13 protein-coding genes are annotated in these 16,923 nt (G+C 69.1%); 4 read left to right on the top strand and 9 right to left on the bottom strand.

Annotated features, from left to right (window positions below; all coding sequences use genetic code 11):
- Positions 1–121: 121 nt before the first annotated feature.
- The 3 genes from ACZ7G3_RS19990 to ACZ7G3_RS19980 all read left to right on the top strand — a co-directional run bounded on the left by ACZ7G3_RS19990 (position 122) and on the right by ACZ7G3_RS19980 (position 3,250).
- Complete coding sequence (locus tag ACZ7G3_RS19990) at positions 122–1,195, top strand: ParA family protein (RefSeq protein ID WP_470927411.1); 1,074 nt, start codon at positions 122–124, stop codon at positions 1,193–1,195.
- Positions 1,192–2,304: a ParB/RepB/Spo0J family partition protein gene (locus ACZ7G3_RS19985; protein ID WP_426599623.1), complete on the top strand. Its 1,113-nt coding sequence runs from the start codon at positions 1,192–1,194 to the stop codon at positions 2,302–2,304. Before ACZ7G3_RS19990 ends, ACZ7G3_RS19985 begins: the two co-directional genes overlap by 4 nt.
- 328 nt (positions 2,305–2,632) lie before the next feature.
- On the top strand, positions 2,633–3,250 hold the full coding sequence (locus tag ACZ7G3_RS19980; protein WP_470927171.1) for a GNAT family N-acetyltransferase: 618 nt from the start codon (positions 2,633–2,635) through the stop codon (positions 3,248–3,250).
- 82 nt (positions 3,251–3,332) lie between these two features.
- On the opposite strand, the gene trxA is transcribed toward ACZ7G3_RS19980, so the two are convergent.
- The 7 genes from trxA to ACZ7G3_RS19945 all read right to left on the bottom strand — a co-directional run bounded on the left by trxA (position 3,333) and on the right by ACZ7G3_RS19945 (position 13,366).
- Complete coding sequence (gene trxA, locus ACZ7G3_RS19975; protein ID WP_426599625.1) at positions 3,333–3,665, bottom strand: thioredoxin; 333 nt, start codon at positions 3,663–3,665, stop codon at positions 3,333–3,335.
- A 40-nt stretch (positions 3,666–3,705) separates the two neighbouring features.
- Positions 3,706–4,674 carry a thioredoxin-disulfide reductase gene (gene trxB / locus ACZ7G3_RS19970; protein ID WP_470927168.1) on the bottom strand — a complete coding sequence of 323 codons (969 nt, stop codon included), beginning with the start codon at positions 4,672–4,674 and terminating at the stop codon, positions 3,706–3,708.
- Between the two features lie 186 nt (positions 4,675–4,860).
- Positions 4,861–5,763, bottom strand: a complete 903-nt coding sequence (locus ACZ7G3_RS19965; protein ID WP_470927409.1) for an anti-sigma factor family protein — start codon at positions 5,761–5,763, stop codon at positions 4,861–4,863.
- A gap of 17 nt (positions 5,764–5,780) precedes the next feature.
- Entirely contained in the window at positions 5,781–6,506 is a 726-nt protein-coding gene (sigM, locus tag ACZ7G3_RS19960; RefSeq protein WP_426599627.1) for an RNA polymerase sigma factor SigM, read from the bottom strand.
- A 31-nt stretch (positions 6,507–6,537) separates the two neighbouring features.
- Positions 6,538–8,256, bottom strand: coding sequence for a protein kinase family protein (locus tag ACZ7G3_RS19955; protein ID WP_470927166.1), 1,719 nt, complete (start codon positions 8,254–8,256; stop codon positions 6,538–6,540).
- A 140-nt stretch (positions 8,257–8,396) separates the two neighbouring features.
- Positions 8,397–10,910 (bottom strand): murein biosynthesis integral membrane protein MurJ, encoded by a 2,514-nt coding sequence (murJ, locus tag ACZ7G3_RS19950; protein ID WP_470927164.1) that lies wholly within the window; start codon positions 10,908–10,910, stop codon positions 8,397–8,399.
- Positions 10,911–10,954: 44 nt separating this feature from the next.
- Positions 10,955–13,366, bottom strand: a complete 2,412-nt coding sequence (locus ACZ7G3_RS19945; protein ID WP_470927162.1) for a DUF6049 family protein — start codon at positions 13,364–13,366, stop codon at positions 10,955–10,957.
- Positions 13,367–13,591: 225 nt separating this feature from the next.
- Between ACZ7G3_RS19945 and ACZ7G3_RS19940 the strand changes: the two genes are divergently transcribed.
- Positions 13,592–15,061 (top strand): CCA tRNA nucleotidyltransferase, encoded by a 1,470-nt coding sequence (locus ACZ7G3_RS19940; protein WP_426599631.1) that lies wholly within the window; start codon positions 13,592–13,594, stop codon positions 15,059–15,061.
- 105 nt (positions 15,062–15,166) lie between these two features.
- Here the strand turns inward: ACZ7G3_RS19940 and ACZ7G3_RS19935 are convergent, their stop codons facing one another.
- Positions 15,167–15,379 carry an LppU/SCO3897 family protein gene (locus ACZ7G3_RS19935; protein ID WP_470927160.1) on the bottom strand — a complete coding sequence of 71 codons (213 nt, stop codon included), beginning with the start codon at positions 15,377–15,379 and terminating at the stop codon, positions 15,167–15,169.
- A 250-nt stretch (positions 15,380–15,629) separates the two neighbouring features.
- The gene (locus tag ACZ7G3_RS19930) at positions 15,630–16,892 is read right to left on the bottom strand and encodes an MFS transporter (RefSeq protein ID WP_426599633.1); all 1,263 of its coding nucleotides are present in this window, start codon (positions 16,890–16,892) and stop codon (positions 15,630–15,632) included.
- Positions 16,893–16,923 lie beyond the last annotated feature (31 nt).

Here is a 16,923-nt window from a genome sequence, read left to right as displayed (position 1 = left end):
CGCTGCGGCCGACCCTCGTGACCGAAAGCCTCTCGGGTCGCTCGGGGAGGGCACGGAGTTGTCCACAGAGGTGGATTTCTCCACAGAACACCAGGCCTCACTGGTTCATGACCCCGAAGACATGGGAGGCTCTGTTCATTGCGAGCCTGAAGTCGAGGAGAGTGAATCCTTGCGGTCCGACGCCAATATCGCGGGACCGATGACCGATCCGGTCCCCGGTCCCCGTACCGAGTCGATGGGGGCGGATGTTTCACGTGAAACACCGCCTCCGATGGACGACACTCCGATCGGTCGTGCCGCCCAACTGGCGGTGGAGGTTCTGGGACGCGCCGGCGAGGGACTGCCGCGGCCCGAGCAGACCAGGGTCATGGTGGTCGCCAATCAGAAGGGCGGTGTGGGCAAGACGACGACGACCGTCAATCTTGCGGCGTCGCTCGCCCTGCACGGTGCCAGGGTCCTGGTCGTCGACCTCGATCCGCAAGGCAATGCCTCCACAGCGCTGGGCATCGACCATCACGCCGACGTCCCATCCATTTACGACGTGCTGGTCGAGAGCAGGCCACTGTCCGAAGTGGTCCAGCCGGTAGTCGACGTCGAGGGTCTCTTCTGTGCACCCGCCACGATCGATCTCGCCGGTGCGGAGATCGAGCTGGTCTCTCTGGTGGCACGCGAAAGCCGGCTTCAGCGGGCGATCCAGGCGTACGAGCAGCCGCTGGACTACATCCTCATCGACTGCCCGCCCTCCCTCGGCCTGCTGACAGTCAACGCGCTCGTCGCGGGCCAGGAGGTACTGATCCCGATCCAGTGCGAGTACTACGCGCTGGAAGGACTGGGGCAGCTGCTGCGGAACGTCGACCTGGTCCGGGGACACCTCAACCCCACGCTGCATGTGTCGACGATTCTGCTCACCATGTACGACGGCCGGACGCGACTCGCGTCCCAGGTCGCTGACGAGGTGCGCAGTCACTTCGGTGACGAGGTGCTGCGGACGAGTATTCCGCGGTCGGTTCGTATCTCCGAGGCCCCGAGTTACGGACAGACGGTACTGACCTACGATCCAGGATCGAGTGGAGCGCTCTCCTATCTGGAGGCAGCTCGCGAGATCGCGCTGAAGGGTGTAGGCGTCAGTTACGACGCGACGCACGCCCACACCGGCGCACAGAATGACCCGAACATGGTGGAGGGGATCCAGTGAGTGATCGACGGAGGGGGCTGGGCCGAGGTCTGGGCGCACTGATCCCCAATGCTCCGACGGAGAAGTCGGTGGCTTCGGCGGCACTGGGGAGTGCGGCTTCCGCGCCGCAGGGGACGATGCCCCTGCTGCCGAGCGACCGTGGAGTGGCCGCCGCGAAGGTCGCGACGCTGCCCCCGGTTCCACGTGAAACGGAGGAGTCGGCGGCGCGCAGTGCGGCACCGAGCGGTATGGACGGGCTGAGGCCGCCCATGGGGGCGCACTTCGCGGAGGTCCCCCTCGAGGCCATCACGCCGAATCCGAAGCAGCCGCGGAAGGACTTCGACGACGACGCGCTGGCCGAGCTTGTCACCTCCATCAGGGAGGTCGGTCTCCTCCAGCCGGTCGTTGTCCGTCAGACGGGGCCCGGACGCTACGAGCTCATCATGGGCGAGCGTCGACTCCGGGCTTGCCGAGAGCTGGAGATGGATGCCATCCCAGCGATCGTGCGGGCCACAGAGGACGAGAAGCTCCTCCTGGACGCGCTGCTGGAGAACCTGCACCGGGCCCAGCTGAACCCGCTGGAAGAGGCCTTCGCCTACGACCAGCTGCTGAAGGACTTCAACTGTACGCACGACCAGCTGGCGGACCGCATCGGTCGCTCCCGTCCCCAGGTTTCCAACACGCTGCGTCTGCTGAAGCTGTCGCCGAAGGTTCAGAACCGAGTGGCTGCCGGAGTGCTCTCCGCCGGGCACGCGCGGGCACTGCTCTCCGTGGAGGACCCTGAGGAGCAGGACCGGCTGGCGCATCGGATCGTGGCCGAGGGGCTTTCGGTGCGGTCCGTCGAAGAGATCGTCACCTTGATGGGTTCCCGGCCGCAGAAGGCGCAGCGCGCCAAGGGCCCGCGCGCCGGTGCTCTGGTCTCCCCGGCGCTCTCGGACTTGGCGACACGGCTCTCGGATCGCTTCGAGACCCGGGTGAAGGTCGACCTGGGCCAGAAAAAAGGAAAGATCACCGTGGAGTTCGCTTCCATGGAGGACCTTGAGCGGATCCTTGGGAGCCTCGCTCCCGGTGAAGGACCCGTGCTGCAGAAGGGCCTCCTGGACGGTGAAGCCGAGGAGCTCGACTCCTGAGGCCAGGGCAGATGGAGCACGGGCGGTGCTCCACCTGCTGACGGGGCGGGTCGTGTCCGGTGCGTACCGGAACACGGCCCGCCCTTTGCTTTCCGTCGGTGTCGGGGTCACCGCATCGTGGATACGATGCGATCAGGATGGCGCGAGCACCTGGCGGTACCTCTGAGAGGAAGGCAGGGGCCATGCGAACGATGAGCCGCACCGGATTGGTGAGCGCGGGCTTGGGGCTGGGTGCGGTCGGTGGGTTCATCGGCAGCCTGCTCAGGGAACGGAGCGCTCTGACAGCGGCCCGCGACGCGGCGGGCGAAGGAAGCGAGGAAAGGCCTTCATGGGGCGCCGGCTCGTACCGCTCACGCTGGACAACCTTCAGGACCTTCCCCAGCGCTGTCGCTCGTGCGTCTTCTGGGAGCTGGACCCCGTCAGCGGTGAAGCCGCGGTAGAGGCAGGCACGCCGGCCCTGGAGAAGGAGTCCTGGATCTCCGCCGTCCTGCTGGACTGGGGATCGTGCGGCCGGGTGGTCTACGTCGACGATACTCCGGTGGGCTTTGTCCTCTACGCTCCACCGGCGTACGTACCGCGCTCGACGGCATTTCCCACCAGCCCTGTCTCTCCCGATGCGGTGCAGTTGATGACCGCGTTCGTGATGCCGGGCTATCAGGGGCAGGGACTGGGCCGGGTGATGGTTCAGACAGTCGCCAAGGATCTGCTGCGCCGGGGTTTCAAGGCGATCGAGGCGTTCGGGGATGCCCGCTGGAAAGAGCCCGCCTGTGTCCTGCCCGCAGACCACCTGCTGGCTGTGGGCTTCAAGACGGTCCGACCCCATCCCAGCCATCCGCGGCTGCGGCTGGATCTGCGTTCCACGCTGTCCTGGAAGGAAGATGTGGAGATGGCACTGGATCGCCTGCTCGGAGCCGTGCAGAAGGAACCGGCGCTGCGGCCGCTGTAGCGGCGCTGCGGTGTCGACGACCGCTTCCATGCGAAATGGGCCGACCCGGACGGGTCGGCCCATTCGTGTTTCACGTGAAACGTCAGTCGGCGATGAAGTCCTGGAGGTCGCGGACGAGCGCGGCCTTCGGCTTGGCGCCGACGATGGTCTTGGCGACCTCGCCGCCCTGGTAGACGTTCAGGGTCGGGATGGACATGACGCCGTACTTGGCGGCCGTACCCGGGTTCTCGTCGATGTTCAGCTTGACGACCTCGATCTTGTCGCCGTACTCGGCGGCGATCGCCTCGAGGGACGGCGCGATCTGGCGGCACGGACCGCACCAGGCGGCCCAGAAGTCCACCAGGACGGGCTTGTCGCTCTTGAGGACGTCCTCGTCGAAGGAGGCGTCGGTCACCTTCTTCAGGGCTTCGGCCACGGCGGGCTCCTTAACTGGTTGGTGCGTGGGGTGGAAGGGGTCAGACAGTGGTCTTCTCGGGCTCGGCCTTGTCCCCGTCGGTGAGCGCGGCGAGGAAACGCTCGGCGTCGAGCGCGGCGGAGCAACCGGTGCCGGCGGCGGTGATCGCCTGGCGGTAGGTGTGGTCGACCACGTCACCGGCGCCGAAGACACCGGTCAGGTTGGTGTGGGTCGACGGGGCGTCCACCTTCAGGTAGCCCTCCGGGTCCAGGTCGAGCTGGCCCTTGAAGAGCTCCGTGCGCGGGTCGTGGCCGATCGCGATGAACAGGCCGGTCACCGCCAGGTCCGAAAGCTCGCCGGTCTTGACGTTGCGCAGCTTCAGGCCCGAGAGCTTCTGCTCGCCCTGTACCTCGGCGACCTCGCTGTCCCAGACGAACGAAATCTTGGGGTCGGCGAAGGCGCGCTCCTGCATCGCCTTGGAGGCACGCAGGGTGTCACGGCGGTGGACGATCGTCACGGACTTGGCGAAGCGGGAGAGGAACGTGGCCTCCTCCATCGCGGTGTCACCGCCGCCGATCACAGCGATGTCCTGGTCCTTGAAGAAGAAGCCGTCGCAGGTCGCGCACCAGGAGACGCCGCGGCCGGACAGGGCGTCTTCGTTCGGCAGACCGAGCTTGCGGTGCTGGGAGCCGGTGGTGACGATGACGGCCTTGGCCTGGTGAACGGTGCCCGCGGTGTCGGTGACGGTCTTGATCTCACCGGTCAGGTCGACGGCGACGACATCGTCCGGGATCAGCTCGGCGCCGAAGCGCTCTGCCTGGGCACGCATGTTGTCCATGAGCTCGGGGCCCATGATGCCGTCCTGGAAGCCCGGGAAGTTCTCCACCTCGGTGGTGTTCATCAGCGCACCGCCCGCTGTGACGGCGCCCTCGAACACCAGCGGCTTCAGCGACGCGCGCGCGGTGTAGAGCGCCGCCGTGTAGCCGGCGGGCCCGGAGCCGATGATGATCACGTTTCGGACGTCGCTCACGGCTTCATTCCTCGTCTCTGGACTGCGTCTTCAGGGCCGGGTGGAGCTTCTCTCGGAGCTCTCACCCCACCCAACGGATCCTACGGGGCGCGCATTCCCGCTGTGTCGGGGCACACGGAGTGAAAGTCCCGGGCCGACGGGACGAGGAACAGATGCCAGTGCTTGAAGAGGAACAGATCTCAGTGCTCAGGAACGTGCGAAAGAGTGCTTCAGGAGGATCTTGGCCTTGCTCACAGCAGGCTGATCCACACACGCCGACTCGACGATGTACGCGGTGACACGGCTGTCGTTGGAGGCGTCGGGCACCACGACGAGCAGCGCTTCCTTGCCCTTGTAGACGCCCTCCTTGGTGGCGAGCGCAGCGTCGTCGCGGCCGATGCCCTTCTGGACGCACTCGGGGACCGTCGGCTGCTTGAAGACATGGTTCTCACCACTGGTCTCGGACTCCGTGCCGAAGCTGCGCGGTGTACGCGGACCGTTCTGCGCGCCCTGCTCACTGGCGAGGAGATCGGTGACCTGTTCCTTCAGCTGTCCCTCGGAGAAGGTGTCCGCGAGGGCGGTCTGCTGCCCGTGGGCGGTGTCCTCGGACGAGTCGTCCCCGCTGAGTGAGGAGACGAGCACGGAACCGAGCCCGAGGGCGGCAGCGGCGGCGACGGCGCTGAGGACGGCGATCCGGCGTCGCCCACTTCGTCGGCGGTCCTTGCGGCCCGGTCCGGTGAATGAAGGGCGGACACGTCCGGCGGGCCGGTCTGCCGATGACCATGTTTCACGTGAAACGTGGGTGCTGTCGTTCCTGCCCGGGGCGGCGGGCGCGGTAGCGGCAGGCGTGTACTCGTGAGCTTCCGGTGCAGTGGCGTTCAGCCGGGCCTCGTCGGCCAGGGCGGCATCGATCCGGCCGGCCACGTCGTCGGGCATCCGAGCCGGTCCCGGCAGCGTGCCGAGCAGTCCCTGGATCTCCTCCAGCGACGTGTAGACGTCGGCGCAGAGCGCGCAGGTCTCCAGGTGCCGCCGTAGATCTGTGGTCCGCGAGGGCGGGAGCAGGCCTTCGGCGAGGTCGGAGATCTCCGCGACGTCCGGGTGCCCGGTCATGTCTGTCGTCGACGACGTCACGCTCGTCCACCTCCGCCCTTCACTACGGCTGAATCGCTCGGCCCCGCGCTCGACGGACCCGCACGGTGCGGTCCCGCTGCGGGTGGGACGGATGTCCCCTGCGCCCGGTTCCGTTCGGTGCCGGGCCTCCCGTCCTCGCCGCTGCCCTCGGGGCGCAGGTGGGTGAGCAGCGGCAGGAGTCTGGCTCTGCCCCGGGCGCACCGGCTCTTGATCGTGCCGGTCGGCACCTCGAGGATCCGGGCGGCCTCTGCGACCGGGTAACCCTGCATGTCCACCAGAACCAGGGCCGCCCGCTGGTCGGCCGGCAGGGTGCCCAGGGCCTCCAGCAGCTGGCGGTGCAGGTCGTTGCGCTCGGCGGGGGCCGAGGCCGACTCGTGCGGCTCCAGGAGCTGCTCCAGGCGCTCGGTGTCGTCGACGGGAGCGGTCTTGCGGGAGGCGGCCTTGCGGGCGCGGTCCAGGCAGGCGTTCACCGTGATCCGGTGCAGCCATGTGGTGACGGCTGCCTGCCCGCGGAAGGTATGGGCCGCCCGGTAGGCGGAGACCAGGGCGTCCTGAACGGCGTCAGCGGCCTCCTCGCGGTCCCCCAGCGTCCGCAGGGCCACCGCCCAGAGGCGGTCACGGTGGCGGCGTACGAGCTCACCGAAGGCGTCGGTGTCGCCCTCGACATGCCGGGCGAGGAGGTCCTGATCGCTGATGCCGCTGTATGCGGTGTCATCCGCCATGGGCCTCCTCTCCCTCTTCCCCGGCGGGCTCTCAGCCCTTGAACGTCACGTCGGTGACGGCCTGCTTGTACCCGGCGCCGCTGTAGCCGTCGGAGGGAGCACTCGGCACGGCCGTGATCCACAGCAGGACGTACTGGGTCTTGAGTGGCTTGGCTGCCTTCACCGTGAGCGAGGTGCCACTGGTCGTGGCGGTCGCGATCTTCTCCATTCCGTCGATGCCTGTCGAGGGCGACAGTGAATCGGTGGCGTAGAGGTGCACCGTCGTGTGATCACCGGCGTACCGCAGACCTATCGACGCCGTCGATAGCTCCTGCGCCGATCCGAGGTCGTAGACGATGCCGACGCCGGGCTTGTACGGCGCGAGTGTCGGCCCGTCGACGTACTTTTTCGTACGCCAGTAGGTGGAACGGTCGCCGTCGTAGGTCTTGGTCACGTCTCCCGGGGCCTGGGCTACGCCCTCGGCGACGTACTCCTGGGCTCCTTGGACGCTGATGGGCTTGACCGGCTTGGTCTGCTCGCTGTTCTTGTCGTTGCCGTCGGTCGTCTGCGTCTGGTTCTGGTCGTCGGCCTTGCCGCCCCGCTCCATGATCGCGTCCGCGAGCTGCCAGCTGCCCAGGCCGAGTGCGGCGATCAGCAGGGCGGAGACGCTCCACTTCAGTGCCTTGCCGGTGCGGCTCTGCAGCGGGGGCGGCGGGGCCGGTACCGGCTGGGTGACGCGAGGGTGCGGCGCGGGGCGGCCGTAGGCGCCCTGCTGGTAGGCCGTGCGCTGGTACTGGGGCGGGGCGGTGTACGCCGGCTCGGGCGGGCGGATGCGGGGCATCTCGCCGATCGCCTTCACCAGTTCTTCCGGCGTGGTGCAGGGGGACTCGTGGCGGGAGGCGGTGGCGCCGTCGTTGGCGAGCGCCCGCATGGCGAGTTCGGAAAGGCCGCGGTGGACGCCCGCGCGCACCTGGTCAGGCGGGATCAGTCCGATGTCCTTGGGCAGACCGGCCAGACCGTGGGCGTCGCTCTCGTACGGCCAGCGCTGGGTGAGGGCGGCGTACAGCAGGGCGCCGATGGCCTCGGTGTCGGTGCGCTGAGGGGTGTCGGAACTGATGCCGCGCAGGGCGGCGTTGACGGCGAGCCCGCGGATCCGCCACTGACCCGTCGACGTCCGCAGCACCGCGGTGGGGCTCAGGCGCAGATGCGCGAGGCCTTCGCGATGGGCGGCCGCCATGGCGGCCGCGACCTGACTGACCATCTGGTAGGCGTCGTACACCTCCAGCGGGCCGGAGGCGAGGAGGGCGGTCAGCTCGGTGGCGTCGGGGAGCCACTCGTGCACGACGTAGACGATGTCGTTGTCCTCGACGGCGTCGAGGACCTGGACGAAGCGCGGGTCGCCGAGAAGGGCGGAGGAGCGTGCCGCGGCCAGCACGGAGCGGGCGCGCGTGTGGTCAGCGGGAAGGATGTGGACTCCGACGGCGCGGCGGAGCTTCTCGTCGACGGCCCGCCAACTGCTGAAACCGTCCAGGCGGGTGACGCACTCCTCGAGGCGGTAGCGTCTGGCGAGCTTGTGCCCGCTGTGCAGTTCGGGAGGCGAGGCCTTGCCGGAATCCTCGCTCGTGGGGCTGCCCTGTGCCTCGTCGCCGTCCGTGTCCCGCTCCCGGTTGTTGGCCACCCCGTCGGCCGTGGACTGGTCCGCCTGTGCGGTCAGCGGCTCATCGCCGCTGTTGTCTGCCACGTCGACGGCAGCTGTGCTCCGTTCCGCCACCGTCGTTCCTGCCTCCCCAATCGATGCGCGCCGGCCGGCTCCCGATGCGCGCAGTCCGACGCCGAACCCAATTGTGCCCACAGTCCGCCGCTATGCACGACACACGGCGGCAGACGATGGTTGTGCGCCTACCCCCGCTCTCAGCGTCCCAGGCGTCCGCGCACCATGCCGACCAGCGAGTTGACTTCCTCGATGCGCATCCGGCGGGCGGCGACGAAGAAGACACCGAACAGGAGCACCCCGCCGGCGAGCAGCGCGGCGAACGACCCCAGCACGCCCTGACCGAGCGCGCGGCTGATCGCGTAACAGGCCGCACCGCTGAGCAGGGCGGCCGGGACGGACGCGATGCACAGCCGGGCGTACGTCCGAAGTACCCGGGCACCGTCCAGGTCCCCGCCGAGCCGCTTGCGGAGCCTGCGCCAGGCGACGCCCACACCGATCACGTAGGCCAGGCCGTAGGCGGCGGCCATGCCGACGACGGCCCAGCGCGAGGGCAGCAGGAAGTAACACAGTGCCGAGGCCGCCGCGTTGACCACGGCCACGATGACGGTGTTGTAGAAGGGCGTCCGGGTGTCCTCGTAGGCGTAGAAGGCGCGCAGGACGACGTACTGCACGGAGTACGGGATAAGGCCGAGGCCGAACGCCATCAGCATGTAGCCCATGTTGGTGGCCGCGCCTGTACCCGAGGAGCCGAAAATCAGCGTGCACATCGGGACGCCGAGCGCGACGAAACCGAACGAGACCGGCACGATGGCGACGGCCGTCGTGCGCAGGCCCTGGGAGATGTCGTCCCGGACCGCGCCGCCGTCCTCCTCGGCTGCCGAGCGGGAGATGCGGGGCAGCAGGGCGGCCATCAGGGAGACGGTGATGATGGCTTGAGGCAGGCCCCAGATGAGCTGGGCGTTGGCGTAGGCGCTGTAACCGGTGCCGGCGATGTCGGCGTCCGTGACCGACGCCGTGGCCAGCTGGATGACGACGAGTGCGCCTGCCTGGTTGGCGAGCACGAACAGGATCGTCCACTTGGCGAGCATCGCCGCCTTGCCGAGACCGTGGCCCTTCCAGTCGAACCGCAGTCGGAGCCTGAAGCCGGTCTCGCGCAGGTAGGGGATCATCGCGAGGGCCTGAACCACGAGGCCGAGGAGGATGCCGACCCCGAGGAGCCGCTCACCCTCGGGCGGAATGCTCTCGACCGTCATACCTGAGTCGGCGGCGGTGCCGTAGACCCAGATGAACATGCCGAGCGTGACGATGATGACGATGTTGTTCAGGACCGGGGTCCACATCATCGCGCCGAACCGGCCGCGGGCGTTGAGGATCTGTCCCATCACCACGTGGACGCCCATGAAGAAGATGGACGGCAGGAAGTACCGGGTGAAGGTGACGGCCGTCTCGTTGGCCGCGGGGTTCGAGGCGACGGGGTCGGACAGCGCGCGGACCAGCAGTGGCGCCGCGAGCATACCGAGCGCGGTGAGGAGCCCGAGGGCGACCATGACCAGGGTCAGAAGCCGGTTGGCGTAGGCCTCGCCGCCGTCCTTGTCCTCCTTCATCGCGCGTACGAGCTGCGGGACGAACACGGAGTTGAGGCCGCCGCCGACGGTCAGGATGTAGATCATCGTCGGCAGCTGGTAGGCGATCTGGAAGGTCTCGCCCAGCAGTGCGAGTCCCAGAGCCGAGACGATCATCGCGGACCGGATGAACCCGGTGAGCCGGGACACCATCGTGCCCGCTGCCATCACGGCGCTGGACTTCAGCAGGCCACCCGCACGTCCGCCCTTCTTGGGCACGACCGGCGCGGAAACGGGCTCGGGCTCCTGGAGGGGCGCCTCGGCCGCTTCCGGGGTGGGAGCCACCGCGTACTGACCCGGCGCAGGCGCAGCGTGCTGTCCGGGCGCCGGAGCGGGGCCGCCGTACTGGCCGTGCGCCGGTGCGGTCCCGTAGGGGCCGGGCCCCGGATGCCCGCCGTACTGACCCGGTGCCGGAGCGTTTCCGTACGGGGCGGGGCCTTGGTGCCCGCCGTACTGACCCGGTGCCGGAGCGTTTCCGTACGGGGCGGGATCTTGGTGCCCGCCGTACTGCCCTGGCCCCGGTGTACCGCCGTACTGACCCGGTCCTGGTGTACCGCCGTACTGCCCCGGTGGCGGAGCGGGGGCGGGTACGGACGCGTGGTCGTCGTACGAGGGATGGCCGCCACCTTGCTGCTGGTCGCGGAACAGGTGGGCGAAGGCGTCCGGCTCGTGGCGCTGCTCGCCGGCCTGGGTGACCAGGTCGTCCACGCCGACGAACTGGGTGGTCCGCGGGTCGTCGCCGTACGGCAGGTACTGCGTCGGGCCTTCGGGCTCGGGGGCCGGGGTCTGGGCCCAGATGTGCGGGTCGGGGGAATAGGGCGACTGGGAGGGCTGGGCGTACAGCGGCTGCTGCGGCGGGTACGTGCCCGGCGGCGGGGGTGGGTGCGCGGCGCGGTCGTAGAGAGCCTCGGAGACCGGGTCCTGGGCGGAGAGGTCCTGAGCCCGGTAGGGATCCTGGTCGTAGGCGTCCTGGAGATACATGTCCGCGGGCGGCTGCGGCGATGCCTGGCCGGGGCCGGGCGGCGGATCCTCGGGGTGACCCGAGCCGTCCACGGTCTGACCGCGGTCACCGTCGTACGGCGCGTTCATGGTTACCCCACCTCATCGTCCCGGGCCCACCGGCCACGACATCCTCAACGGTCCACTCTCTCACCCGTGCCGGACGGGTCGGCGTTTTCCGCTGCGGTGTCCGGTGTCGGGTCACTCGGCTGCTCCGGGGCGCCTGCCCGCGGGCGTGCCTCGGACGCCTCCGTCTCGGACTCCTCCTTGAGACGTTCGTCGGAGCCTTCCGGGTTCTCCGGACCGTCCTCGGATTCCCCGGGCTCCTCCGTCTCGTCGTCCTCGCCCTTCTCGGCGTTGCGGGCCGCGGCCCGCTTGCGCTGCGTGTACATCCGGAAGCCGGCGAGTACGAGCAGCAGGACACCGCCGCCGATGACGAGCATCACGGTGGCGGTGATCTCGGTGACCTTCACGTCGAAGGTAACGGGCTCGCCGTACTTCCGCCCGTCCGTCGTGTACAGCTGGGCGATCACCGTCGCCCGGCCGTTGGCGTTGGCCGACGTGGTGAACTTCACCGACTGGCTGTGCCCGCCGGAGACCGAGATCGGCTGCTCCTGGTAGTCGGCGCCGTCGATCTCGAGGCGCGTCGGGTTCGTGGAGGTGAGCCGCAGCACCAGGGGGCCCACGTCCTGTACCAGGTTGTTCTGCACCGTCACGGGGATCGTGGCGCTGCGGCCGGAGAGCTTCGTCTCCGACTTGTCGATCAGTCTGACCCGGCCGGTCAGCCCGTCGAGGTACGACTTCACGTCGGCGCGGAAGGACTCCGCCTCGTCGGCCCGGCCTCGCCACGACGCGGACATGTCCCTGTTCAGTGCGCGTCCGAACGGGGTCACCACCCGGGACGGGTCCGACAGGACGACCTTGAAGTTGTCGAGCGTGTCCTGGGTCCGGGCGATCTGCACGAACGCCGACCGGGGCAGCTCCTTCTTGCGCAGCGCCGCGGGGTAGGACGAGGTTGCCGGTACCTCCGTGGTGGCCTCCGGGTCCGGCTTGGCCGCGGCGGCCGCCGCCAGCTTCTGGGACTCGGACCAGGTGCCGCCCTGCAGCGCCCGCAGCGCGTCGGCCATCGCGCGTGCCTGGCTCCCGGAGAGCATGCGCTGTGGGGCGACGACCACGCTGCGCTGCTCGCCGGTCTGGAGATTCAGGGCCAGGCTCTGAGCGAGGAACCGCTGCACCGCGAGTGTGGACGCGGATGCCTTCGTCAGATCGCCCTCGAACGCCTTGGACAGCCGGGCGTCCGTGACGACGGCGGTCGTGCCGCCGCCGATGGGGCGGGCCGCGGAGGGCGTGTAGGGCAGACCACGGGTCTCCTGGAGACTGTCGCTGCGGACGATCACGTTGTCGGCGCCCGCTGAGGTGGCGACCTTGACGATCGACCGGTCGACGGCTCCGTCCACGGGCCAGGCGAAGTCGGTGCTGGGTTTTACATGGAGGATCGGCTCGACCGTGTTGCTGATGACGTCCGTGGCGCTCTTCAGCTGGTTCAGCGAGCCGGTGACGTCCGTGCCGTTGTGGGCCAGGGATGCCAGGTCGGGGTCGGCGAAGGGCAGGGCGACGACCTCCTCGTCGGCCACCGCGTCCTGCAGCTCGGCGAGCCACTGCTTGGCGACCGCCTGGTGCGCGCCGGCGACGGTCTTGTCGCCGTCCCGGACGCGGTAGCTGCCCGTCATGGCGTCGACGGAGGCCAGCAGGTCCGGGTCGACCACCCAGGTGACGTCGAGCTCCTTCCCCAGCGTCACCATCTGGTTCAGGCGGCCCCCGGGGGAGATCTCCTTGGCCAGGTCGTCGTTGAGGAAGACCGGTGTCTGCTCCTCGTTCGGTCCCGTCTCGGCGGCCATGTGGGTGGTCGACACGAGCGGCCACAGAGCCGTCGTCTTCGTCCTGGGGGCGGCCCCGTCGGGCTGCCAGGGCAGGAAGGTCCGCTGGATGCCAAGGATCCGCTCCCACGGCTGCGAGGAGGTCTCCCCGGAGAGCGAGACGGCGAACTCGTAGACGCCGTCCTCGCCGAGGTTCAGGTCGTCGACCGGTACGGAGATGTTGAAGTGCTCGGCGACACCGGGAGTGAGCTTGGAGAACTTCTCGGTGTACTGGTCGTCGATCTCCGGGGCGATGGATCGGCGGAGATCGTCGCCGTCCTTGGCGATCGCGTCGACGGACGAACGGGTATTGACCTCAGGGCCCACGCGTAGCCCCACGTGGGCGTCGGTGACGGTCTGCTTGCCGTTGTTCGTCACGGTGCCGGACACGGTCACCGTGTCCCCGTCCGTGGGTGCGGAGGGGGTGAGCGAGTCGACGGCGACGGCCACCGAACCCGCATCGGCGTCGGCCTTGGCGAGGGACGGCCCGTCGGCGTGTGCCGAGCCCGCGGCCGGCAGCTGGAGCAGACCGGCCACCAGGGGCGCCCCGGCGAGCAGCGCCGTGGTGCGCCGTAGCCACCGGCGGGCAGGTGAGGGACTGGTCCCCTGGAAGTCTGCCGCCTCGGCCACGCGCTCGCCCGTCCCTCGTCGTCGTCAGTGGTCGTCGGAATGTGCGTCCACGCATGGTAACGATGCGGGCCGAGGGGAAGTGCCGCGGAGTACGCCACAAGATCCGCCACCGGACGGAGCCGCACCGTATGTGCGCCTATAAAGGGAGCGCTGCACGAGTGGGGGATTCGTTGCGTGATCAATGGGGGCGCCGGTGTCCGCCCGGGCCACGTACCCTGTTCTGTTGTGCCGAACGCCAACGAAGTCAACCCCAGTGCCCTGAGCCAGGACGAGGACCGCGCGGTGAGTGAACCGCTGCGGGTCGCCCCTGTCGCCGACGACCTCGCCCGCCGCTTCCAGGAGGCCGGGTTCTCTCTCGCCCTGGTGGGTGGCTCGGTCCGGGACGCGTTGCTCGGCCGGCTCGGCAACGACCTGGACTTCACGACCGACGCCCGCCCGCAGGACGTCCTGAAGATCCTCCGGCCGTGGGCGGATGCCGTCTGGGAGGTCGGAATCGCCTTCGGCACGGTCGGTGCGCAGAAGGACGCCCGTGACGGAGACACTGATCGAAGCTTTCAGATCGAGGTGACCACCTACCGGTCGGAAGCCTACGACCGGACCTCGCGCAAGCCCGAGGTGTCCTACGGCGACTCCATCGAGCAGGACCTCGTCCGGCGGGACTTCACCGTGAACGCCATGGCCGTCGCGCTCCCGGAGAAGAAGTTCATCGATCCGCACGGCGGTCTCGACGACCTCGCGGCGCGGGTGCTGCGTACTCCCGGCACCCCCGAGGAGTCTTTCTCGGACGACCCGCTCCGGATGATGCGGGCCGCACGCTTCGCCGCGCAGCTCGACTTCGAGGTGGCTCCCGAAGTGGTCGCTGCCATGAAGGACATGGCCGGGCGCATCGACATCGTCTCGGCCGAGCGGGTCCGGGACGAGCTGAACAAGCTCGTTCTCTCCTCTCACCCGCGCAAGGGCCTGAGTCTGCTGGTGGAGACGGGCCTCGCCGAGCGGGTCCTGCCCGAACTGCCGGCGCTGCGCCTGGAGCGGGACGAGCACCACCGGCACAAGGACGTCTACGACCACACACTCATCGTTCTGGAGCAGGCGATGGCGCTGGAGAGCGAGGGTCCCGACCTGACCCTCCGCCTGGCCGCCCTGCTGCACGACATCGGCAAGCCGCGCACACGCCGGTTCGAGAAGGACGGCCGGGTCTCGTTCCACCACCATGAAGTGGTCGGGGCCAAGATGACGAAGAAGCGCATGACCGCGCTCAAGTACTCCAACGACCTGGTGAAGGACGTCTCGCGCCTGGTGGAGCTGCACCTGCGTTTCCACGGCTACGGCACGGGCGAGTGGACGGACTCCGCCGTCCGCCGGTACGTCCGGGACGCCGGCCCTCTGCTTGACCGGCTCCACAAGCTGACCCGTTCGGACTGCACGACCCGCAACAAGCGCAAGGCCTCGGCGCTCTCGCGTGCGTACGACGGGTTGGAGGAGCGGATCGCGCAGCTGCAGGAGCAGGAGGAGCTGGACGCGATCCGTCCGGACCTGGACGGCAACCAGATCATGGACATCCTCGGCATCCACCCCGGGCCGGCCGTGGGCCAGGCCTACAAGCATTTGCTGGAGCTTCGCCTGGAGCACGGGCCGATGGGGCACGAGGCGGCGGTGGCGGCACTCAAGCAGTGGTGGGCCGAGCAGGAGGCGTGAGTAGCGGAGAGCGGGTCATGTTTCACGTGAAACATGACCCGGCCTGACGCGGCAGGGGCGATGTTTCACGTGAAACACCGCCCCTGCGTCTCGCTACGGGGTGGCTCAGACGTTGGTGAGGCAGAGCAGGAACTCTTTCCCCGTCGCCCGTCGCCCGTCGCCCGTCGCCCGTCGCCCGTCGCCCGTCTCCGCGTAGAAGCCGGTGGCGCCCTCGACCTTGCTGCATGCGGACTCAGCAGTGAACTGCGTGTGGTGGTCCTTGATCTTCTCAATGACCTTGGCCTCGGCATCCGCCGAGGAGCAGTCCACCACCTCCATGCGGTCGGAAGACGACGCGCGGACTTCAGGCAGTCACCCACGCCGGCCTGGTCGGCGTCGTCCCGGCGCGCGATGAAACCACCGACCGGCCCTGCGCGAATGGATTGCCCTGGGGCGGCGGAGTGGTCACTGGGGCCCCTGAAGCATAGGGACGGTGTAGCGAACGGGTCGCGAATAAAACGCACGTAAGCTATCGCCCCCCACTGACATCTCTGTATTTCGCTGAGACTTCGTGGCATCGGTGTGACACTTACTGGCTTTCGAACCGGGCCATAGCGGCCGCGACCGCTCCGTAGATCACCGTGACTGTCACGACCAGCGGTACCGAACGGCCGTCCGGCGGCAGCATCAGCGCGGCCACCCCGGCGGCGCCGACGAAGGCGACGTTGAACAACACGTCGTAGACGGAAAAGATCCGGCCGCGAAAGGCGTCGTCGACCGAGGACTGTACGACCGTGTCGGTCGCGATCTTCGCTCCCTGCGTCGTCAGACCCAGGGCGAACGCCGCGGCGAGCAGCGGCACGGTGGCGAACGGCAGACCGAGTGCAGGGACCAGCACCGTGGCGGCCGCCGCGCACACGGCCATCCAGCGGCCGGGCCCGAGCCGCCCCGCCGCCCACGGGGTGACCACCGCGGCCGCGAAGAACCCGGCGCCGGAGACGCCCAGCGCCAGCCCCAGCAGGGCGAGCCCCTCGTCCGTGTCCGAGGTCAGGGCGTACCGGCACAGCATCAGCAGCATGACCAGCAGGGCTCCGTAGCAGAACCTCATCAGCGTCATGCCCGCCAGTGACCAAGCCGCTTCCCGGCGTGCGGGGGCCGCGAGATGACGTACTCCTGCCACGAGATCGCGGGCGGTGCCTGCGAGCGCCGAGGCCAGTCGGGGCGGCACGCGGGTGGGGTCGGGACCCAGCAGTTCCACGGCGATGCGCAGTGATGCCAGCGCTCCGCACAGGTACAGGGCGGCCCCGAGCAGCACCACTGCGGCATCGGAGTCCGCGAACACGAGACGTACGACGAAGGCGAGGCCGCCGCCCGCCGTCGCGGCGAGGGTACCGGCGGTCGGGGAGAGCGAGTTGGCGATCACCAGGCGGTCGGTGTCGACCACGCGTGGCAGCGCGGCGGACAGGCCCGCGAGGACGAAGCGGTTGACGGCGGTGACGCAGAGGGCCGAGACGTAGAAGAGCCAGTCCGGGACGGATGCGAGGATCAGTACGGCCGTCACCGAGGCCAGCGCGGCGCGCAGCAGGTTGCCGTACAGGAAGACCTGGCGGCGGCGCCAGCGGTCCAGCAGGACGCCGGCGAAGGGGCCCACCAGGGAGTACGGCAGCAGCAGGACCGCCATCGCGGAGGCGATCGCGGCGGGCGAGGTCTGCTTCTCCGGGGAGAAGACGACGTAGGCGGCGAGCGCGACCTGGTAGACGCCGTCGGCGCCCTGGGAGAGCAGGCGTACGGCGAGCAGGCGCCGAAAGCCCTTCAGGCGCAGCAGGACGCGCAGGTCACGGACGACGGCCATGGGGCACAGCCTCACATACGGGAAAGGTCCC

The organism is Streptomyces sp. NPDC037271 (genome assembly GCF_055603605.1).
The sequence above is the reverse complement of the archived record's forward strand: the minus strand, read 5'-3'. Positions and strand labels throughout refer to the sequence as shown.

Coding starts and splice junctions, on each gene's coding strand:
- ACZ7G3_RS19990 (WP_470927411.1), top strand. CDS start 122: ATGGGAGGCTCTGTTCATTGCGAGCCTGAAGTCGAGGAGAGTGAATCC.
- ACZ7G3_RS19980 (WP_470927171.1), top strand. CDS start 2,633: ATGGGGCGCCGGCTCGTACCGCTCACGCTGGACAACCTTCAGGACCTT.
- ACZ7G3_RS19965 (WP_470927409.1), bottom strand. CDS start 5,763: ATGACCGGGCACCCGGACGTCGCGGAGATCTCCGACCTCGCCGAAGGC.
- sigM (WP_426599627.1), bottom strand. CDS start 6,506: ATGGCGGATGACACCGCATACAGCGGCATCAGCGATCAGGACCTCCTC.
- murJ (WP_470927164.1), bottom strand. CDS start 10,910: ATGAACGCGCCGTACGACGGTGACCGCGGTCAGACCGTGGACGGCTCG.
- ACZ7G3_RS19935 (WP_470927160.1), bottom strand. CDS start 15,379: ATGGAGGTGGTGGACTGCTCCTCGGCGGATGCCGAGGCCAAGGTCATT.
- ACZ7G3_RS19930 (WP_426599633.1), bottom strand. CDS start 16,892: ATGGCCGTCGTCCGTGACCTGCGCGTCCTGCTGCGCCTGAAGGGCTTT.